We start from the raw sequence: 21,949 nt of genomic DNA on the forward strand, positions 1-21,949 counted from the left end.
AATTATTATTAGTAAAATATATTTATAAATTCTATATTTTATTCTGTTTTCTATATTCTTTTATATTAGCTATAGCATCCTCAGTAAATACAGCAGTTACACAATACTTAAAAAGTAGATCTAATAGCATATATTTCTTTACTCCACCTCGTTTTACTACAAAGTAATAGTAGTCATCATCCTTAGGCATTTTTACTTTAACATAATATTTCCCTATACCACTGAATCTCTCTAGCACTTTATTGGTAACCAATCTCAATCTTTTATTTCTAAACTTAGACTTTGTTATTATCAATATATCAAAGTATTTTTCTTGAGGTATTGTATGAATAATTGCTACTTTACTATAGTGAATTTTATATTTTATTCTACCACCTAAAATAGATATCAGTATTTTATCTTCATATAATTGAAATTTTAAATATTCTTCGTTGTATCTCATTAGCACAGAAAATAATATTAAACTTTCAATAACACAAAGATATATAATAAAAAATATATTTATTTGTTTAGCTATAAGCAACACTATAGGCAATATTATAAAAATAAAGCCCATAGATAGCATAAACCTTTTGTAAGATTTTCTTTGCTTCTTTAGGACTTTATCTATATCCATTAAGTAATCCTCCATCTTACAAAATTTAATACCTAAATACCATTTCCCATTGCCTTCATTTTTTCGGCTTGGTCAGCAGTTATTAGCCCATTCAACATTTCATCTATATCCCCATCTAAGAAAGCTTCAAGCTTATAAAGAGTTAATCCTATTCTGTGATCTGAAACTCTTCCTTGAGGATAGTTATAGGTTCTAATTCTTTCACTTCTATCTCCAGTTCCAACTTGACTCTTTCTATCATCTGCAATTCCTTTAGCTCTTTCTGCTTCTGCTGCTTCATAGAGTCTAGCTCTTAATATTTTCATAGCCTTTTCCTTGTTTTTAAGCTGGGATTTTTCATCTTGGCATGAAACTACAAGTCCTGTTGGTAAGTGAGTCATTCTTACTGCTGAATCTGTTGTATTAACGCACTGCCCACCATTTCCTGAAGCTCTAAATACGTCTATTTTTATATCATTCATATTTATGTCGATATCTACGTCTTCAACTTCTGGAAGTACTGCAACAGTGGCTGTAGATGTATGGATTCTACCACTTGATTCTGTGTCAGGTACCCTTTGAACTCTATGCACTCCACTTTCATACTTTAATTTACTATAAGCCTTATCACCCTTAACCATGAATACTACTTCTTTAAATCCACCAATATCAGTTTCATTAGCACTCATTATTTCTACTTTCCATCTGTTACGCTCTGCATATCTTGTATACATTCTAAATAAGTTAGCTGCAAATAAGGCTGCTTCATCTCCACCAGCTCCACCTCTAACCTCTATAAATACGTTTTTATCATCATTAGGGTCTTTAGGTAATAATAATATTCTTATTTCTTCCTTAGCCCTTTCGCATTGTTCTGTTAATGCCTTTATATCTTCTTGAATCATCTCTCTCATTTCTCTATCTGATTCTTCATTTAGCATCTCTTTATTTTCAGCTAATGCATTTTCAGCATCTCTGTATTCTCTATACTTTCCTACAATTATCTCTAACTCAGCATGCTCTTTGCAAAGCTTCTGCCATTCCTTTTGATTAGCCATAACACTAGGATCACTAATTTTATTTGATAATTCATCATATTTGTTTTCTAAAAAACCTAATCTTTCTAACATATATTAACACTCTCCGTAATTTAATCATAAATCTTAATTTTTTACATCATTCCATTATACCATAAAAATATTATTTATGGTAACTTTCCTATGACAACTCGGTGATTTCCACCCAAATCCCTTAAACTATATATATCACTAAATCCTTCAGTTTTCATGATGGATTTTACTTCCACTTCCTGATCATGTCCTATTTCAAAGCACAAATATCCATCAGAGGAAAGTACCTCTTTTCCTTCTTTGCATATCCTTCTATAGAAATCAAGCCCATCTTGACCTCCTGAAAGAGCTAGGTGAGGTTCATAGTCTTTAACATCTTCCATAAGGATAGGAATTACTTCTTGCTTAATATATGGTGGATTTGACACTATCATATTAAATTTTAAACCTTCTTTTATAGGTAATTGAAATAAATTACTTTTATTTACATTGGTCTTTTCTCCTAAATTTAAATTTGAAATATTTTTTTTAGTTACATTTAATGCTATATCACTTATGTCGTATAACCACACTTTGCTATTTCCCACATAATGGCCTATTGAAACTCCAATAGCTCCACTTCCACAGCACATATCACATATTAAACTTATATTATTTTTCTTTATTATAGAAATACACTCTTCTACTAAAATCTCTGTATCTGGTCTTGGTATCAACACTCCCTCTTCTACGAAAAAGTTAATACCCATAAATTCAACTTGCCCTAGAATATATGCCATAGGTTTTTTGCAACTTCTTAAATTTATAAGTTTAAAAAATTCTTGCTCTTTATCTAAAGTTAATATTTCTGACCTGTTCATAATTATATACAACTTTTCTACATTTAAAACCCTGCATAATAGAAGCTGTGCATCTATTATGTATGATTCAATATCACTACTTTTTAATATATCATATGCCTTTATTAACGCTTCATTTATATTCATATTGTTCCTCATTCACTATAATTCATTCTAACCCCTCTGCAGCTTTTAATGAAGTTATTGCAACTTCAAGCATAGATTCATCCGGTTCTTGTGTTGTTATCTTTTGCAAAAGTAACCCTGGCCATGCAATAATTTTTGATATTTTACTATTGCTCTTTCCTAGCCATTTTATAACCTCATAAGTTACTCCAGATACCACTGGTAGTAATAATACTCTAGAAATCACTCTCTGACCTATAGATTGCCATCCCGTGAAGGAAAATATAATTATACTAATAACCATAACTAAGAATAAAAAATTAGTTCCACACCTTGGATGGAGTCTTCCAAATTTCTTAGCATTTTCTGGTGTTAAATCTATACCACTTTCATAGCAAAATATAGTTTTATGCTCAGCTCCATGATATTGATATACTCTTTTTATGTCTTCTAGTTTTCCAACAATAAATATATAGCTTATAAATATTATAACTCTTATTATCCCTTCTATAATATTTAAAACTACCACATTAGATGTTATTGTTTTTTTTACCAAACTAGTTAATGCCGTTGGTAAAATAAAAAAGAGTAATGTAGAAAAAGCTAGGGAAAGAACTAATGATATACCCATTAGTACACTATTTCCTTTCTCCTTAAAAACTTTATCAAACCATTTATCAAATTTGGATTCTGACTCTTCCTCATCATCCTCAAAGAAGGAAGCTGAATACTCTAAGCTTTTTATACCTATAATTAATGATTCTATAAGAGATATAAATCCTCTAATTATAGGAAATCCAAAAAATTTATTTTTCTTAGTCAAGCTTTCACTTGATTCTTTTTTAACTTCAATACTACCATTAGGAAGCCTTACAGCAGTTGCAAGCCCCTTAGTTCCCCTCATCATTACACCCTCTATAACTGCCTGTCCCCCGACCGTTGTCTTCTTTTCCATTTTAACACCTGCCTTCTATTTCATATTTCTTATTTCTAACTTCATAATACTATCTTAATATAAGCATCCTATTATTTTAGTTGTTATCTACTATTTGCTGCTTCCTCTTCATACTTAATATAACATTCTGCACAAAGAGACTCGTACTCTACATTATCTTCATTATCAATAGCAACTTGATTACCTTCAAAAACAAATTTACCATTAATCTTTCTTCCATTTAATATAGCTTTCTTACCACATTTACAAATTGTTTTTAGCTCCTCTAAACTATGAGCTACTAGTAAAAGTCTTTCACTACCTTCAAAGCCCTCCATCTGAAAATCTGTCCTTAAACCATAGCATATTACTGGAATATTTAATTTAACAGCTATCATAAACATTTCATCAACTTGAGCCTTTGTAAAAAACTGAACTTCATCTGCTAGTATGCAGTGAATTTGTCCATTTTTCTTTATATAATCTTCTACAGTAGTAAAAATATTCTCTCCTTTAGAAAAACTTAAATCTACTTCTTTTGTAACTCCAAGCCTAGATACAATTTTATTGCCTCCCTTTGTATCAGTCTCGGGTTTAATTATTATTACTTTCATTCCTCTTTCTTCATAATTATAAGCTACTTGAAGAAGATTTGTAGACTTTCCACAATTCATTGCTCCATATCTAAAATATAGTTTACTCATAGTAATATTCCTCCAAAGTCCATCAATTAATCACATAATATTATTTTAGTAGAAAAAACTCCATTAATCAAATTAATATTATAAGTACATTTTCAAAAATAAATATTTTTATATACACTAATACTATATAATACAATTAATAATCATATTGACCTTATTTTATCTCTATGTTATAATCTAATAGTTGATAATACGGGTATGTATGTTATATCGAAAGAGGTGAAATGAAATGCAAGAAGGAATACATCCAAACTATAACGACGAAGCTGTTGTTAAATGTGCTTGTGGAAATACTTTTGTAACAGGTTCTGTTAAATCAGAATTAAAAGTTGATATTTGTTCAAAATGTCATCCATTCTTTACTGGTAAGCAAAAGAATGTAGACGTTGGTGGAAGAGTTGACAAGTTTATGAAAAAATTCAACCTTAAAAGCGAATAATCATATATATTTTTATGTAGGAGAAGAATACTTCTCCTATTTTTTTATGTCGAAAAGCCATAGGTATAAACTCTACCTATGGCTTTTCATATAATCTATTTTAATATATCTTGATTTTTAGATACAACTTCAAAAAATTCTTCATTATTGTTAGTTTTTGATAAAATTCCTATAAGTTTTTCAGTAACAGCTTGAGGGTTCCCTGTCTTATACATAATCTTTCTTATGTTATAACTAACTTCAAGCTGTGATTTTGTAAGAAGCAAATCCTCTCTACGAGTTCCTGACTTATAAATATCTATAGCTGGGAAGATTCTACGTTCTTGTAGCTGTCTATCAAGGTGTACTTCCATATTACCAGTACCCTTAAATTCTTCAAAAATCATATCATCCATCCTACTTCCAGTCTCAACCAAAGCTGTAGCAAGAATAGTTAAACTTCCGCCTTCCTCAACATTTCTAGCTGCACCAAAAAACTTTTTAGGCATAAGTAAAGCTCCTGTATCTAATCCACCTGATAGAGTTCTACCCGTTCTAGTTATTGTTAAGTTGTAAGCTCTAGCTAATCTTGTTAAACTATCTAAAAGAATTATTACATCTTGTCCTTGTTCTACCATCCTTTTTGCTCTTTCAAGCACCATATAAGCTACCTTGGCATGATGTTCTGGCTCTTCATCAAAGGTTGAGTAAATTACATCTCCCTTAATAGATCTTTGCATGTCTGTAACCTCTTCTGGTCTTTCGTCGATAAGAAGTACTATAACTTTAACTTCTGGATGATTCACTGCTATACTATGAGCAATTTTCTTTAAGATAGAAGTCTTTCCCGCTTTAGGTGGAGCAACTATTACACCTCTTTGACCTTTCCCTATAGGTGATAATATGTCCATTAATCTAGTTGATAAATCTTTAGAATCCTCAGTTTCTAATTTCAATCTCTCTGTAGGATATATAGGAGTTAGTTTCTCAAAAGATGTTCTCCCTACAGCTCTCTCTGGATTTTCACCATTTATTTTTGTTACTTGTAGAAGAGCTTGATATTTTTCTCCTTCTTTGGAACTTCTTACTTTACCCTCTACTTCATCACCATTCTTAAGATTAAATCTTCTAACTTGAGATATTGAAACATATATATCATTACTTCCGCTTAAATAGTTATTCATTCTAAGTAATCCAAAATTAGCATTATCACTTAATTCGAATATTCCTTTTGATGTTTCTGATTCACTTATTAAGCTCTTTAATCTTTCACGCTTTTCTTCTATACTATCAACCTTTTCTTCCACTGTAGTTTCCTTTGATTCTTCATTGTCCAAACCTTTACTAATAACTTCATTTTTACTATTATCTTCTTCTACATTTTTCTTAGTAAGTTTCTCCTTAAGAATTATACCTTCTTTTTTTATTTGAGCAGGTTGTATTTTTTCATCATCCTTATGGGAATCTTCTTCATTTTTAATCTCACCAGATTTTAAAGATACTCTTTTAATTTCTTCAATTAATTCATTCTTTTTAAACTTAGTAATATTTTTTATTCCTAATTCCTTTGCAATACTCTTTAATTCTATAACACTCATGCTATGTAAATTTTCACTATTCAAAGGATCACCTCCTAATTGTATATTTCATTTAAATGTAACTTTGGAAAATAATATTTATATGATTAATATAATTCGATATTATTTATAAATGATAGAAGTTTGAAGCTTTCTTTTAAAATGTATTAAAATTATATATTGTTTATTTAATCTATTAATATAATTATATATAACTAAACTTGTTTTAGTATAGATTTTACTATATAAGTATACACTATATTTTCAAAAAATCTATTACCAAGTAAAATATTTATTGTTATAGCAATAAATATTTTACTTTAAATTGAAAAAACTAAGAACTCTGTTTATCATTTTAACCAAATATTTCTATACATATACAGAACTAAACTATTTAAATAATCTATTATAATTTAAAACTACTTATCCTTATCTATCAAATCCATTATATTATACTTAGTTATTTTATATTGAAGTGTTTGCCTTGGTATATTAAGAAATTTACTTGCTTTACTTACATTATTACTATTAATAATTAAAGCTTCCTTTATATATTTAATTTCCATATTCACAAGTTTATCTTTAAGGGACAAACTTTCGGTAATGTTTCCTAATTGCAAATCAGATATTTCAATAATTCCATGTCTTTTATAATTTAAAGCACCTTCGATTATATGCTCTAATTCTCTCACATTTCCATCATAGTCTTTTTTCATTAAAACTTCTAATGCATAACTATCTATTCCATTAACACTAGTACCTAATCTTTTATTATGCTTTTCTATAAACATTGATACAAGTATAGGTATGTCTTCTTTTCTAGCATTTAATTCAGGCATGTTAATTCTTATAACATTAAGTCTATAGTATAAATCTTTTCTTAATTTATTACTCTTAACTAAAAAATCAGGATTCTCATTTACTGATGCTATTATTCTTATATCTGTTTTTCTAGTATTAGTCTCACCTATTCTTCTAAACTCTCCTTCTTGAAGAACCCTTAAGAACTTACCTTGAAAAACTATATCCATAGAATTTAACTCATCTAAATACAAAGTACCACCATTGGCTATATCAAATAATCCTTCTGTCTCTATAGCTCCAGTAAAACCACCTTTTCCTACTCCAAAAAAAATACTCTCTAATAAATTGTCTGGAATTGCAGCACAGTTCTGTGCTATAAAGGGCTTTTTTCTTCTTATTGAACTATTATGTATAGCTTGTACTATCAATTCTTTTCCTGTGCCAGTATCACCATAAACGAAAATTGGAGATTTTGAATTACATACCTTCATAGCTAATTCTTTAACATTTCTAATTTCTTTACTATTCCCAATTATATCTTCAAAGCTATACAAAATTCACAACCCCTTTAATAATAGAAGCTATGCATTATATAATTCTGCATAGCTTCTAAGTAAAACATTTTTATACTATTTAACATTTATGGTAGCTACAAGCTTAGTATTAATAATTTGGTCTTTGGCTATTATTACATCATAGTCAACTTTTACTTTTCCACCAGCTTCATTCATATCTATGTGTACATCATTAGTTTTAATTTTAATAGACAATCCACCATGAGGAGTATTATAAAGAATAGACGAACTACTCCCATTTTTAAACTCCATATTAGTATTTACGTCCCCTTCTCTTATAAGATTAAAATAATTTTCACCTATTCTAAAAGTAGTTAATGTATCCCCTAAACCCGAAAGTTCTGTTTCTTCATATGTAGCAACATACTCATCATCTTCTTTGAAAAATGATCCTGGACTAACAATTTCAATGCATTCATCCTCATCATTATTCTGTATACTACTTATTCTAATTATAGCATCCTTATCCATAATATTTACCTCTATTCTTCCTAAGAATCTTATTTAAGATATATTCAAACTCTAAGGCTAATTTTTATTTACTTTTCTAAACACTTTTCTATATAAGATAAGAATTTATTTCCTCATCAGTTGCACAAATCTCTTCTACAGTCCTATGATCCTTACTTCCAAACTCTGAATATCTAACAGTGACCTTTGGTTCATCTTTACCTTTACTATATCTTATAGCAATCTTAGCTGCAATAGATATTACTTCTTCTGTAGCTTCACCTATAATTACTATCATAGAACCATTAAAGTCCTGAACTAACAGTATTGTATCACCTTCATTAAGAAGACTTTTTATCATTTCTCCTTCTTCTTGAGTTCTTGTAGATATAACCTTAGCCTTAGGTGTAACTCTAAAATGACGACCTATTCTAAGTAATTCAAGCTCTCGTTCCTCTGGATTTTGGTTATGAGATAAAAGTTCTTTTAATCTAACAGAATAATTTGGTTCTGTTAATTTGCATCCTCCTGCTGGTGATGGATATTCCTTTATACCCCACTTATCAGCAAGCTCCATTTGAATCTTTCTTCCTCTACCTTGAATATTTAAAAGTCTTTCCCTATCTACAAGGCCATTCTCTTCCATCTCTGTAGGTTTAAGATTTTTAGCACAAAGAGGACGAAGAATTTTGCTTCCTATTCTACTTTCATTTTTAACTTTATCTAATGCACTTCTATTTTGAGACATAGGTCTTTGATTTAAAACCTCTCCAGTTATAATAAAATCTGCATCTAATTTTTCTAAGAGTTGTCCACAGTACTTCATCATCATAGCATGACAATCAATACAAGGATTCATATTTTTCCCATATCCGTTTTTAGGATTTTTAACCATCTTAAAATGTTCTTCCTTAAAATCTACTACTTCTAAAGGAATATCTATCTGTTTTACCATTCTTCTTGCATTTTCTTCGTTAAAAAAATAAGATTTAAAGCATATTCCAATAACCTCAATTCCTTGATCTTTAATTAACTTTGCTGCAAGAATACTATCTAAACCGCCTGAAACCATAGCTAATGCTCTTGTCATTTTTTTCTTCACCTAACTCTCTTAGTTTCTTTATCTTGTATCTTTTACTCTAATCTATAGTATATTAATCTCTTTATATCATATTAACTTATAGAAATATTAAAAATAACACATATAATAATATTACTATTTTCTTTTATTACTAGCAACTTGAAAGTAATGGTTAGTAAATTTTACTTACTAACCTCTTTCAACTGCCAATTCAATTAATCTATCTATAAGATTACTATAGGATAACCCTGTAGCTTCCCACATCTTAGGATACATGCTTATACTTGTGAAGCCTGGTATAGTGTTTACTTCATTTAAATATATTTCTCCACTTTCCTTATCTACTAAAAAGTCCACTCTAGCCATGCCTGCACAATCTAACTTTTTATAAATTTTAAGGGATAAATTTCTTATAGTAGCCATTTCTTCATCATTTAAATTAGCTGGAATTAAAAGTTTAGATTCCCCGTTAGAATACTTAGCTTCATAATCATAAAATTCCTTAGCTGGAATTATCTCTCCTGGAACTGAAGCTTTAGGGTCATCATTTCCAAGTACAGAAACTTCTATTTCCCTAGCATTTAATCCTTCCTCTACAAGAATCTTTCTATCATGTCTTAAAGCTTCTATTAATCCATTTTCAAGACTTTCTCTATCATGAGCTTTAGTTATTCCTACAGAAGAACCACTGTTAGCTGGTTTTACAAAACAAGGATATCCTAGGTTATGTTCAATTTCATTTATAAATTTCTCACTATAATTTCCATAATCAAAGGCATTTACCACTACATAGTCTGCTTGTTTTATACCTTCATGTTCTAAAAGATATTTCGTATAAACTTTATCCATACATACAGCTGAACTCATAACCGAAGGACCTACACATGGTAATTTCATCAGTTTACATAGCCCTTGAATAGTACCATCCTCACCATACATACCATGAAGTACAGGAAAAACTACATCTACCTCTTTATTTAATAATAATTTAATTCCATCTTCAACTTGATTTTTATAGTCTTCTTCCCATTTTCCATTTCCTATATTCTCTATATCACCTTTATAAAGAAACCATTTTCCCTCTTTAGTTATACCTACTGGAAATATACTATATTTTTCTTTATCTATATGATTTAGAACAGATGTTGCCGATACCCTAGACACCTCATGTTCTGTTGATTGTCCTCCAAATAGTATTGCTACCTTCTTCATATTTATCACTCCTAACAATAATTTTATCCTTGGTACAATCTATTCACTATGAAAATAAATAGTGAACATAAATAAATTATACTCCTTATATTTTATATATGTTCACTACCATATTCAATATTATTTAAACAGATTTTTCAATATATCTTCTATTTTAAATTTTATTACTATATTATCATCTTCAGTATTATCCGTTAAAGCATTACTTACATCTTTAATCTCTTCTATTTTTTCACTACTAACATTTTCTGAGTTAGTGTTATCCACCATATTGAATTCTTCATCATCTAAAACCTTTTTCATTTCCTCCTCAGTCTCTTCATAGGCAACTTCACCTTTTGTTATATCTACAAAACATATAGGAGGAAACATAACACACCACCAATTTTGGCCTTCACCAGTTCCAATTATTATTCTATATGCTTCATATTCTCCTTGAGGCAAAGTAATATTACCATAGGTTTTAACAGGAAAATTCTCTTTATCTAGGGTAGATTCTACAGAATAGTCATAACCATTTTCTTTTATAACTTCTCTAGCTATCTCAAGAACTTTTTCGTTTTCCCTATTTAAAATCTCTCTTGATTCTTCTATATTCTTACTGTCTTTTAAAAGTGGTTGTACATATTCTAAAACTTTATCTCTAACTTTAAGCTTTAGATTTTGATCTTTCTCGCTATCACTATTAGCAATAACGTGAAACCTAATTAACTTTCCTGATATATCTTCTATTGAAACATTATCAGAAATCTTATTTTCAGAAATAAAATTAGCTGCTTCAACTCCCTGTACCTTAACTAAAAGTATAATTATAAGAAATATGGTAACAACTACAGATATAATTTTTTTCATTGTTTCTTCCTCCTAAAACTTAAAATCATATCTTAATTGTTACCACATGGACAAGTTATATTCACTTTTAATAATATTTTTATTAATATTTTAGAACATCATACTTTTAATATTTAATTTGATAACCCTATATTTCTTATATCATTGTTTACTTCAATAGATATTTCTGCATTTTCAAGAGCCTGTGGCCAGTTATCTTTTACTTCATTCCAAATTCCTTTATGAAACCTTCTAATATCACTTCCAATATCTAATACATCTACTTTTAAATTATTTCTAGTAAAATCTATAAGCTCTTGGAAGTCCTTTTTCATAGACTCATTAAATTGCTGTTCAATCTCCTTTATAACCTCACTATCTAAAGATTCTGCTTTAGCATAATACCCCTTTAAAGTTCCTTCTGTATCAATGGTGTACTTAAGCTTTAATTTATTATCTTCATAATCTATATGTAAATCTCTATCTACATTTTTTATATAGTAGTCTATATTATGACCTTCTTTATTCACAGCTTTTCTACATGAACCAATCTCTCCTCTAAGTATTTGAATATCTGTCATCTGGTTATTATCTAAATAATCCTTTATGGTAAAATCTTGTATAATGGCCATACCTGTAAGCTGTATATCTTTTTCATTCTCAAGAGAAAAGACTGGTAACGCACTGGAATTGTAAGATTTAACCATGTCTATGTATTTTGTTAAATTTACAGGTGCTACTGTCCCATTTTTACTACTGTTACCCATAAGACTAGTAATATAATTATCAATATTTTCTTCAGTTACAGGCTTAACTTCCACATAATCCTTGGCCTTTCCTTTAACTATAGTCATCATAATTGTTCTATTTAAACTTGGTTCTCTTTCAATATAATCCATTACTTCTTGTAAAACTTCAGGATACTTAAATAAGTCTTCACTTAAAAGTAATAGTTTACTATGTCCAAAGTGAAGAGTTCTACTGCTCTTTGCAAGGGCTTTAAAGTATGTATCCGTCATTGAATACCCTTCTACCGTTATAGAAAGTTCTGAAGCAGTACCCTTTTTAGAATCCATATTTCTAATGTCTGGAAATCCATAAGTAACTCTTAACGTATTATTTTCTTCAATACTCTCTTCTGATGTATTATCCTTAGAATTTATTATTTCACTTCTAGCTTTAATATCTTCACCTACATCTATTGCTATGGTAGATACAAAGGCTTTTCTATCAATCTCTACGCTGTCCCAACATCCAGTAAGAAGTAAAGATATAATCATTATAGGAATAAGTTTTATTATCTTATTCTTCACTTTGCATCCTCCTTTTCTTTATATAGCTTAATAATAGAGTTATTCCTATCACAACTATAATTGTTGTAATGAAACCAATTCTTAAATAGCCAAATTTAAAATTTCTAACTTCTATAATACTTTTAGGTATCATAGCTGCTAAATATACTATAGGAACATATATCATAGATGACGTTCTACTATCATCTAAATTAAGACTTTCTTTTAATATGGAAGAAGCAAAGTAATATATATTAGCAAAGGATGTAAAATAGAATATTACCCACAAGGACATAACTAAACCATCCCATTTTTCCAAAAATCCACTTCTTGAACTTATAGATTGTAGCATTGTTATGGTTGGGAATATACTTTCAGCAGTTTGTACTGATGATAAAGTAGCAGACACTAATATAAATATTATTACATAGAACAAACCTACAAAAAGACTACTTCTTCTCAAAATAGGACCAATCTTTCCTTTTTCTCTTACATAGGGTATCAAAATAAAAGCAATAGAAAAGCCATTAAATAGAAATAGCATTTCAAAACTAGATATAAAATAGTTTTGAATAGGTGAAGCACCTATTGGTAAAAGATTTTTAAAATTTGCTTCAGGTAAAGTTAACAATAAAATTATTGCTAAAGGTAAAAACATAACCCAGAAGGCTATTTCATTAAAATGTACCACATTAGCAAGGCCTCCACGACTTAAATACATCCCTATAAATATAAATGTTATTATTATTACTTCAGTAGGTGTATTAACTAAAAGATACATGGTTATAACCTCAGAAAATACCCTAAGAGAAAATGCTAATACAATTATTATCACCAATGAATATATTAAAGATATAATTGTTCCTAAAACGCTTCCATAGGTATCTTTTAATATTGGTGTAATATCCTTATATTTATTTATTTTAACTATTTCATATATACAAAAAAGAATTAAACAAATTGCAATTCCTGCTATTATTGCAGATATCCAGCTATCCGCTCCTACATATTTAGCTACAATAGCGGGAGCATAAAAAACACCTACCCCTATCATGGATACTGATAAGCTAGCAAAGAGTGCAAATTCTTCAATAAATCCTTTATTTTTCATATTTCAACCTCCCAGCTATGGTAACACCTTATTTAGTACCACCTTGTCTTTTAGTTTTCTGTCTTACTGCATCTCGTGGTTTTAAGAAATGTGGCCTATCTTTAAAGACTTTAAGTGGCATTCTTACATATAGGTCTTTTAAATCACTCCAAATTAAATCTACTGCTGGAGCAAGGTAAGGTATTCCAAAACTTTTTATTCTCGTTAAATGAATTATTAAAAATATAATACCTAGCATTATTCCATACAAACCAAAAACTGCTGCTAGAATAATAATCATTATTCTAAAATAAGTAAAGGCTGAAGTTACTGTATAGTTAGGTATTAAAAATGTTGTTATTGCTGTAAGTCCTAAAACTATAACCATTATAGGACTAACGAGTCCTGCCTCTACAGCTGATTGACCTATTATAAGTCCTCCAACTATACCAATGGTAGAACCAACTGGTTTCGGTAATTTTATAATAGCTTCAACTAGAAAGGCTAAACTAGCTTCCATTAGCAATACCTCTACATAGGCAGCAAAGGGTACTCCCTCTCTAGATGAAGCTATAGCATATGCTAGTTTTGTAGGAATTAAGTCTGTGTGAAATGTGGTTACAGCTACATACAAAGCAGGTAAAACTAAAGATACCAGTATTCCTACAATTCTGATGAACCTTACCATACTTCCACTTATCCAACTTGTATAGTAATCATCTGGTGATTGAAAGAAATCCACTAACACTGCTGGAACAATTAATGCAAAAGGTGAGCCATCTACAATTATTCCTATTCTTCCTTCATATAAAGCAGCAGCTACCACATCTGGTCTTTCAGTACTTTGTACTTGAGGAAATGGAGTTCTATCATTATCTTCAATAAATTGTTCAACATAACCACTATCTAAAATTGCATCAATATCAATTCTATCTAATCTTTCCTTCAATTCTTCTAATACATCAGTATTTACTATGTCATCTATGTATACTATAGCCATATCGGTTTTAGATCTAACACCACATTGTCTTCCCTCAATTTTAAGGCCTACATCCCTAATTCTTCTTCTAAGAAGTGCTGTATTAAACCTAATAGTTTCTGTAAAACCTTCTCTAGATCCACGTATTACAGTTTCTCCTGAGGGTTCACCAACTCCACGATTAGGCCAAGCTCTATTAGCTACCACTAATGCTCCTTGTAGGTTATCAATTAAAACTAAACTTTCACCTGATAATATTGCAGTAATTCCATCACTTAACTTATTAACTTCCCTCATATCAGATATAGCTATAATCCTATCTTTTATTTCATTAGAATCAGTTACATCTCCACTCATCTTCATCATAGGTTCAAGTAAAAAATCATTTAATAATTCCTTATCTGCCATACCATCTATATATATGACTCCACAAAGAATATCACCAAACTTAAATTCTCTAAATACCATGTCGGATGTATCTTTAAATAATTTCTTAAGATAATCCATGTTCTCTCTTGTGCTATTAGAAATATGTTCACGAATTTGATCCTTCATATAGATATCTCCTTCCCTTCAGTGCCACAAAATTAAAAAACTAATTTTTTCTGTATCTATTCTTTTAGATAAATATTCCTCTCACAATAAACATTCCAATCACAACTAACATCATAGCTATCCCAATTACTAAGCTTTGTTTTTTAGCTTTATGCTTATCCTCTCTTGAAAAATACCTTACATCGCTACCTACCATCATATACCCAGATACTAATATTAGTATTACTAGGTATATATCAAATCTTTCAATAAAAAGTCTCATCATAAATTATCATCCTTCAAATTTATATTTTAATTTATCAGTTATCTAGAACCTTAACAATTTCCTGCAAACCTAGTTTTACCTTAATGTAAAGTTTATATTCATAAACAGAATTCTTTGCTTCAAAGGGAGTTTTTACTCCCAATGAAGCTTACTAATAGAATTCTTAGCATAAACCTTTAACCTTCTTAAAATCTAATTTAACGAAAAAAATAAGAGTGCAATTCTTCTTGAATTACTCTCTTATCTCTAATTATATTATGGCTTTTATTTTATTAAAGAAATTCTAGATGGTTCTTGTAACAAAAACCTCTTTATACTTATCCCGTAACCTATCTGCACACTGATTTGCTTTATTAATATCATTAAAAAAACCAAAAACAGTAGGTCCACTTCCACTCATCATTGCTCCTAGTGCGCCTTCTTTGCACATAAAGTCCTTTATATCCTCAATTTCCTTATGATCCTTTATTGTTACAAGCTCTAGTAAATTCATCATATTATTAGCTACATATTTAACATCATCCCTAGCCATAGCTTTTATAACACCCTCCACATCAGGATGAACCTTTACCTCATTAAGTTTAAAACCCTTATAAGTATCCACTGTAGATATCCCAAAATTCGGTTTAACAACTACCATTAGTTTATCTTTAAAATCCTTAAGGGGAGTTATAACTTCTCCAATACCTTCACAAAGAGCCGTTCCCCCTTCTATACAATATGGTACATCTGCTCCTAGTTTAACTCCAAGTAATCTAAGCTCTTCATTACTAACATTAGGTTTATATATATCCCTCATAGCTCTTAAAGCTGCTGCTGCATCAGTACTTCCTCCTGCCATGCCAGCTTCTACAGGAATATTCTTTTCAATATGAACTTCCATCTCTCTTTTTATGCCATAGGTATGGCAAAATAATTCTATTGCTTTATACACAAGGTTTTTATTATCTGTAGGGACAAACTCCTTATTACTTGTAATATGTATTCCTTCTGCTCCTTTATTAAAAGTTAATTCATCATATATATTAACAGTTTGCATAATCATTCTTAAAAGATGATATCCATCTTCTCTTTTCCCAATAATATCAAGGACTATATTTACTTTACCATAAGCTTTTACCTTCATCTATTCATACACCTCACTACAAATGAGAATAATCCTTTTTACCCTTTACGTCAAGAACTCTGTTTATAAGTGTGATACTCAGCTTAGCAAAATAAAATGCCATGAAGTATAGAGCTAATGCTACCCTTCATGGCATTTCTACTTAATAAATATTAAATATATCTAATTTAAAATCTTTAAACTGTAGCTCTTCCTGGTATAATTAATTTCTGAGATGGCTTAACTTCTTCCCCTTCAGCTAATTCATTAATATTCATAATTTCATCAACTGTAGTCAAGTATTTCTTAGCTATGCTCCAAAGAGTATCCTCTGGCTGAACTACATATATTATTATACTTGCTTTTTTCTCTGGAACTTCACCATCATTAATTGCCATGTTAACAACAAATTTATTTTTAATATTGTAATATACCTTGCAATGAACTTTAACAATGGCTCTAATAGATACATTTCCAGCTTCTAAGCTTCCCTCTATCATCTCTAGAGATATATTAGCATTTGCTTGCATATTTGGATTTGTTCCAGCTATATCAACCTTGCAACTAAAAGGAATCTCATCCTCTACAGTAACTAAATACTGCTCTTCATCCTCAGTTGAATATAGCACATCAACCTTTAATAATCCTTCAATTTCTATCTTATCATTTTTAATATTTTTATCAGTAATAGATGCATTTCCTGTAGTCATTATCACTTTAATTGGTTTTAAATCATCACTCTTTACGTCAATATCTCCTTTAACCAAACTTTCAGTATATCCATGACCTTGTATCACATTAATATTATTTTCTTTAATATCCATGTTTAATAGTTTTGTAGGGCAATATACATCTTGTATAACTTCTACTTCTTCTTTATACATTACATGAGTAATAGCTTTAACTACAAATTCTACATCAATTACTCTGTTTTCACCCATATCGTCTTGTCTAACATCGTATTCAAAAGATTGAACTTCAAATTCAGTGAAGTATTCCATATTTGGTTTTAACTCATCAACGGTAACTTCTTTATATAAAGGTACACTTTCTGAAACGCAGAATAAGTCTCTTCCATTCTTGCCTTTATATAATATAGCTACATTGGCCATGGCCTCTATCTTGAGTCCACCATCATATATTCTTACATCCTTCTTACCAATAGTAACGTCATATTTTATAACCTTTAGACACTCATTTTTATCCATGTCTATTTTAACTTCTGCTTTTCCAACTAATTCAGTTTCTATAGGTTCCATAACCTTATCTACAGTCATAGGATTCTTTAAAAACTGAATATCCTTTCCTTCATGTACATCTTTAACTATCTCAAAGGAATTTATATTATATCCATTGCACTTACATATAATAAACCCTTGAATAGCTATCTTTCTTTCATTAATAATAACACAATCCATATGTTCAATGTTTAGCTCTATATCGCAATACATATTTGATTGGGCACCAATCATGTCAATAGACTCAAAAATGTTACCATTATATACTACTGAATGAGCTTCAGTAGCTCCTCCATCTTTAGCCATATAAAGGATAGTATACTGAAGTTGACCCTCTAAATTTACCTTATCAGTTCCAACCTCTTTATTTGTTATCACAGGCTTTACATCTAACATTAGTATATTATCCACATCTGGTAGCGTATCAGGTATAACATATTCTTCCTTTATGAACATCTTTGTGTCATTTTCAGCTATTGATTGCTCATATTCTATATAGTCTTTTATCAAATCCAAATCCATAACTTTCCCTCCTAAAATACCTACTAATAATGTATATATGAGAATGTTATGAAATATAACTACTTATATTAAATTTTCTTAAAAGAATAATTATTTATCCGATGACTACCAGCTCTAATACTCCCATCTTTTTTAAAGCGGGAGTAAAGAGCTGCTATGTCCCTGGATAACGATTTCCCCTAAAGGACAACGAATTCTAAGTATCAAAAATACTGATACTAAGAATTCTGTTAGTAGAGCTTCGAAGAAGCTAAGAACTCTGTTTATACGCAAAATAAAAGAGGCATTCTTAAAAGAACACCTCTTCATTTTACCCTGCAAACACTAGCTGAACAGTTTTTGTTAGTACATCACTATAGCTATAACTAACAGTACGTTGCACATTATTATCAAGTCTAATTGTAAATATACTGTCATATGTTTTTTCCAAAACACCATCATTTACTACTACTTTACGTCTTCCTCCATTTGCCTTCAATGTCACTTTTTCGCCAACATGACTTTCGATATCTTTTTTTATCGTAGTCAATACATTTCCCATCTTCACAGTAGACACCCTCTTTCTAATATTTCCATAAAGGCTTCCAACTTTATTATAACAGTTACCTCTCCTTATGTCAAGCAAACTAAATATTTTACAACATTTTAATAATACTTGTCAATGTTAAATATTCGTTAAATTTTTATGTATTATTTTGTTTTTTTAACGCTATGTCGTTTATTCAGCTATAATGGCCAGAAACCAACTTGACATTATTATGTGTAGAATTTTTTAGAATATTCACATATAACTATACAAATCTATATTTTAGATGAAAATGTATGGCAGTTATAAAAGGTTTTAGTATAAATTCATCTACAGACTCGACTGTATTCAAACTTATATCACTTGTATTTAAAGTAAAAAACACCTAATCATGAGTAATTTTCTTACTCTTATAATTAAGTGTTTTATATTTTATAAATTTGTCCTGTTTTTATCAACATTTTCTTAAATGTATTTTCATATATAAATATTTATATATGAAAATAGGTATATATAAACCTATTTAACTTTATACCTATATAACTATTTAACTTCATAACTATTTACCTATATAACTATATAACTATATAACTAGTTAACTATTTGTTCTATTCATGCGGGTTTCAGCGTTTTCACCCTATACATACTATAGTTAAAATTGTATAAATCACAACTCATTTTCTCATTTCACTTTACATACTGAGATTTAGGATATCCTTCTCTATATTTACCTCTAGTTTGTAATCCTCCTACCCCTTTAATACCTGTAATTGTATTTTTAATTACATCTTCAATATTTACTATATCTTCGATATTAGTGTAAGCTACCTTCTCACAAATTAATACTGGATCTAAACAATGGATGAGGACCCTACTGGGGGAAGATGCAAAATTAGCACCTGCACACTATATGAAAATGATACATGGAAAACTATTTTTAAACCCTATACTTATAATATATATAGATGTTTATACAGTAGTCTTCCAGAAAAAACATTTGCAGAAAAAATATTAAAACTAAGAAAATTAAACAATTTAGAAAGATTAGAGCTTTCAAAGATTTTAGATCTTCATTTAGATACTATTATTAAATGGGAAGTTGATGAAATAGAGCCAAAGCCTAAAAATGTTAAAAACATATGTGATAAATTTAATCTTTCTTTATCTTACTTTGGAGATTATTACTTTACTTATTATAATAGTCCTGGTGAAAAAATAAGGCAATGGAAAGATGAAAACAATTATACCTATACTCAATGTAGCAATATATTAAATATATCTTACTCTTGTTTTGGAAGATTACTTAGTGGGAAAAATATCATAGGATCTATTATTATATATTTTAAAGTATTTATAACAAAATATATAGCAATATTCAGAAATGACTTTTGTCACAAAAACTAGGGTTTAATTTCCCCGTATTTTATAATGATAATTTTATTTAATCTTGACAATTTCTATTTATATACTTAAATATTTAAAATTATATATATTGTAATAATTATGATATAATGTTTATTATAATATATTATAATTATGATAAAATATTTATTATATATAATGGGGGGTAAAATGAAAAAGAAAAATCAAATAATAAAAAATATATCTCTTACTCTTTTATTTGTTATGCCAATTATAATTATAGTTTTAAGTAGTAATGGAATTACTCTTATGAATAATACTTATGTATATATATATATGGCTATTTATATAGGGGTTTCAGTAACATATGTTTTGGTAGCTAATAAAACTTGTAATTGGTTATGTATATTTGTAGTTGTTTATTTGATTTATGTATTTTTAAGTTATTCTGGTTCATCTGTATTATATAAATCACCAAACAATAAAAATACATTAATAGTAGATAATGAAACCGTATTTCTTAATTCTACAAAGTTAAAGGTCAGCAAAGGAACTTGTGTTATATTTAAAAAAGAACTATTTCAAACCCCTAGTACTGGCTCACAAGGGTGGGATGTATTCTGGAGAGACGATAGTTCAATAATATTAACTGGCCCCGCTGTAGCAGGGTTTAAAGCTCTTTATAAGCATGGTACTCTTGATAATCATTATATAAACATGATAAAAGAAAACAAAATTGAAATACTTCCTGATGAACTTTCTGCTGAAGGAATTCTGATAAGAATAGAATAAGACATATATTCACTGTGTATATTAGAAATGCAGATATGTGAGTATGAGAGAAAAGCCTGTAAATTACAAGTAATAAGCACCTTTCTATGAGAAAAAATATGATTCTGCTGCTTTGATTACTGTATCAAAATCACTAGATCTATTACAATTATTTAGTATTGGATTAATAGAAGAAGCTAAATCTCCACCCCAACTAAACCATTCTTTTTGTATAATTGCAACCAGAAAAGCTTGCAATACTGCAAACATGTGAGGTACATCCACTATATTACCATTCTTATCTTGCATATATAATTGATCAGATTTTCCATAATTATAGTATCTATTATATAGTTCTATATTATGTTTTTTCACATAGCTGACGAAAATAGGGTTAAGTCCACTAAGTGCAAGATGCCATTTTAAATCTCCGTAGTGTGGCATTCTACAGAATGCTGCTATAAATGTAGCTCTGCTTGCTGCACTTAAAGATCCATCATATGATTTCACTAGTGAGTCAAAAGTTTTCATATCATTTATAAGAGTGTAATGTGATATTGTTGTAGTTGACATATTAAATTCCTTCTTTCATAAATTATTTTTAAAAACCTAACCGATTAAGTAATTACACTTATAAAAGAGTAATTTAATTCTCATTTGTAAACCTAATTTGAAAAACTTTTATTTATTTTTCATTACATATTGTTTTATATCTTCTACATCTTTTTTTACTTCATCTACTATATCAAATTTATCTGTAAGCTTTGCTATTATATCTTGATAATTTTTTTCTCTTTCTTCCTGCTTCATGTCTCGTTTCTCTTGAGCTTTTAATATATAAAATAATAAAAATATACTAAGTACCGCCCAAATACCTTGGGATAGCGCTGCTGTTAAGATTTCTTTTTCCATCTTTTATACTCCCATCAATTTAAATATTTTTTTATATTGTTAATAGCTTGTCTATGCGTTTTGCTTATAGCTTGTCTACTTATATTTAAAGTGCTTGCTATTTCAATATCTGTAAA

23 protein-coding genes and 1 pseudogene are annotated in these 21,949 nt (G+C 29.2%); 3 read left to right on the forward strand and 21 right to left on the reverse strand.

Going from position 1 to position 21,949, the window contains the following annotated elements:
- Window positions 1–31: 31 nt before the first annotated feature.
- The 5 genes from B3J31_RS13560 to B3J31_RS13580 all read right to left on the reverse strand — a co-directional run bounded on the left by B3J31_RS13560 (window position 32) and on the right by B3J31_RS13580 (window position 4,268).
- Window positions 32–616 (reverse strand): hypothetical protein, encoded by a 585-nt coding sequence (locus B3J31_RS13560; protein ID WP_150846296.1) that lies wholly within the window; start codon window positions 614–616, stop codon window positions 32–34.
- 32 nt (window positions 617–648) lie between these two features.
- Entirely contained in the window at window positions 649–1,725 is a 1,077-nt protein-coding gene (gene prfA, locus B3J31_RS13565; protein WP_346867087.1) for a peptide chain release factor 1, read from the reverse strand.
- Window positions 1,726–1,799: 74 nt separating this feature from the next.
- Window positions 1,800–2,651, reverse strand: a complete 852-nt coding sequence (gene prmC, locus B3J31_RS13570) for a peptide chain release factor N(5)-glutamine methyltransferase (RefSeq protein WP_346874124.1) — start codon at window positions 2,649–2,651, stop codon at window positions 1,800–1,802.
- A gap of 22 nt (window positions 2,652–2,673) precedes the next feature.
- The gene (locus B3J31_RS13575) at window positions 2,674–3,585 is read right to left on the reverse strand and encodes a DUF1385 domain-containing protein (RefSeq protein WP_346874125.1); all 912 of its coding nucleotides are present in this window, start codon (window positions 3,583–3,585) and stop codon (window positions 2,674–2,676) included.
- Between the two features lie 83 nt (window positions 3,586–3,668).
- Window positions 3,669–4,268 carry a thymidine kinase gene (locus tag B3J31_RS13580; protein ID WP_150846292.1) on the reverse strand — a complete coding sequence of 200 codons (600 nt, stop codon included), beginning with the start codon at window positions 4,266–4,268 and terminating at the stop codon, window positions 3,669–3,671.
- Window positions 4,269–4,497: 229 nt separating this feature from the next.
- Here B3J31_RS13580 and rpmE point away from each other — a divergent pair, with 229 nt between their 5' ends.
- Complete coding sequence (rpmE, locus tag B3J31_RS13585; protein ID WP_035135372.1) at window positions 4,498–4,707, forward strand: 50S ribosomal protein L31; 210 nt, start codon at window positions 4,498–4,500, stop codon at window positions 4,705–4,707.
- Window positions 4,708–4,802: 95 nt separating this feature from the next.
- Here rpmE and rho read toward each other — a convergent pair whose 3' ends face one another.
- The 14 genes and pseudogenes from rho to B3J31_RS13655 all read right to left on the reverse strand — a co-directional run.
- The gene (rho, locus tag B3J31_RS13590; RefSeq protein ID WP_414632059.1) at window positions 4,803–6,284 is read right to left on the reverse strand and encodes a transcription termination factor Rho; all 1,482 of its coding nucleotides are present in this window, start codon (window positions 6,282–6,284) and stop codon (window positions 4,803–4,805) included.
- A gap of 398 nt (window positions 6,285–6,682) precedes the next feature.
- Window positions 6,683–7,621, reverse strand: a complete 939-nt coding sequence (locus tag B3J31_RS13595; RefSeq protein ID WP_346874126.1) for a sigma-54 interaction domain-containing protein — start codon at window positions 7,619–7,621, stop codon at window positions 6,683–6,685.
- 75 nt (window positions 7,622–7,696) lie between these two features.
- Entirely contained in the window at window positions 7,697–8,113 is a 417-nt protein-coding gene (locus B3J31_RS13600) for a DUF1934 family protein (RefSeq protein ID WP_150846289.1), read from the reverse strand.
- 88 nt (window positions 8,114–8,201) lie between these two features.
- Entirely contained in the window at window positions 8,202–9,182 is a 981-nt protein-coding gene (locus tag B3J31_RS13605) for a tRNA 4-thiouridine(8) synthase ThiI (RefSeq protein WP_346874127.1), read from the reverse strand.
- A gap of 180 nt (window positions 9,183–9,362) precedes the next feature.
- Window positions 9,363–10,385, reverse strand: coding sequence for a D-alanine--D-alanine ligase family protein (locus tag B3J31_RS13610; RefSeq protein ID WP_346874128.1), 1,023 nt, complete (start codon window positions 10,383–10,385; stop codon window positions 9,363–9,365).
- 120 nt (window positions 10,386–10,505) lie between these two features.
- Entirely contained in the window at window positions 10,506–11,237 is a 732-nt protein-coding gene (spoIIR, locus tag B3J31_RS13615; protein ID WP_346874129.1) for a stage II sporulation protein R, read from the reverse strand.
- Between the two features lie 113 nt (window positions 11,238–11,350).
- A complete protein-coding gene (locus B3J31_RS13620; RefSeq protein ID WP_035134348.1) occupies window positions 11,351–12,529 on the reverse strand; it encodes a Ger(x)C family spore germination protein in 1,179 nt (392 codons plus the stop codon).
- A complete protein-coding gene (locus B3J31_RS13625) occupies window positions 12,519–13,619 on the reverse strand; it encodes a GerAB/ArcD/ProY family transporter (protein ID WP_346874130.1) in 1,101 nt (366 codons plus the stop codon). The genes B3J31_RS13620 and B3J31_RS13625 overlap by 11 nt, the downstream gene beginning before the upstream one ends.
- 28 nt (window positions 13,620–13,647) lie before the next feature.
- Window positions 13,648–15,132, reverse strand: a complete 1,485-nt coding sequence (locus B3J31_RS13630) for a spore germination protein (RefSeq protein WP_346867081.1) — start codon at window positions 15,130–15,132, stop codon at window positions 13,648–13,650.
- 64 nt (window positions 15,133–15,196) lie between these two features.
- Window positions 15,197–15,397 (reverse strand): CLC_0170 family protein, encoded by a 201-nt coding sequence (locus B3J31_RS13635; protein WP_035134343.1) that lies wholly within the window; start codon window positions 15,395–15,397, stop codon window positions 15,197–15,199.
- Window positions 15,398–15,680: 283 nt separating this feature from the next.
- On the reverse strand, window positions 15,681–16,523 hold the full coding sequence (ispE, locus tag B3J31_RS13640; RefSeq protein WP_346874131.1) for a 4-(cytidine 5'-diphospho)-2-C-methyl-D-erythritol kinase: 843 nt from the start codon (window positions 16,521–16,523) through the stop codon (window positions 15,681–15,683).
- Between the two features lie 176 nt (window positions 16,524–16,699).
- Window positions 16,700–18,262 (reverse strand): DUF3794 and LysM peptidoglycan-binding domain-containing protein, encoded by a 1,563-nt coding sequence (locus tag B3J31_RS13645; RefSeq protein WP_346874132.1) that lies wholly within the window; start codon window positions 18,260–18,262, stop codon window positions 16,700–16,702.
- Window positions 18,263–18,572: 310 nt separating this feature from the next.
- The gene (locus tag B3J31_RS13650) at window positions 18,573–18,809 is read right to left on the reverse strand and encodes a Veg family protein (RefSeq protein ID WP_035134339.1); all 237 of its coding nucleotides are present in this window, start codon (window positions 18,807–18,809) and stop codon (window positions 18,573–18,575) included.
- 666 nt (window positions 18,810–19,475) lie between these two features.
- A pseudogene (locus tag B3J31_RS13655) lies at window positions 19,476–19,691 on the reverse strand (sporulation peptidase YabG); the annotation flags it as partial.
- On the opposite strand from B3J31_RS13655, the gene B3J31_RS13660 reads away from it, so the two are divergent.
- Window positions 19,647–20,192: a helix-turn-helix transcriptional regulator gene (locus B3J31_RS13660; protein WP_346867078.1), complete on the forward strand. Its 546-nt coding sequence runs from the start codon at window positions 19,647–19,649 to the stop codon at window positions 20,190–20,192. The pseudogene B3J31_RS13655 and the gene B3J31_RS13660 overlap by 45 nt on opposite strands.
- Before the next feature lie 168 nt (window positions 20,193–20,360).
- Complete coding sequence (locus B3J31_RS13665) at window positions 20,361–20,942, forward strand: hypothetical protein (RefSeq protein WP_346867077.1); 582 nt, start codon at window positions 20,361–20,363, stop codon at window positions 20,940–20,942.
- Between the two features lie 84 nt (window positions 20,943–21,026).
- On the opposite strand, the gene B3J31_RS13670 is transcribed toward B3J31_RS13665, so the two are convergent.
- On the reverse strand, window positions 21,027–21,494 hold the full coding sequence (locus tag B3J31_RS13670) for a hypothetical protein (RefSeq protein WP_346874133.1): 468 nt from the start codon (window positions 21,492–21,494) through the stop codon (window positions 21,027–21,029).
- Between the two features lie 108 nt (window positions 21,495–21,602).
- Window positions 21,603–21,833, reverse strand: coding sequence for a BhlA/UviB family holin-like peptide (locus tag B3J31_RS13675; RefSeq protein WP_346874134.1), 231 nt, complete (start codon window positions 21,831–21,833; stop codon window positions 21,603–21,605).
- Window positions 21,834–21,949: the final 116 nt, after the last annotated feature.

Origin of the sequence: Clostridium sp. UBA5988, assembly GCF_002435615.1 — a bacterium.
GTDB classification, from domain to species: Bacteria; Bacillota; Clostridia; order Clostridiales; family Clostridiaceae; genus Clostridium_J; species Clostridium_J sulfidigenes.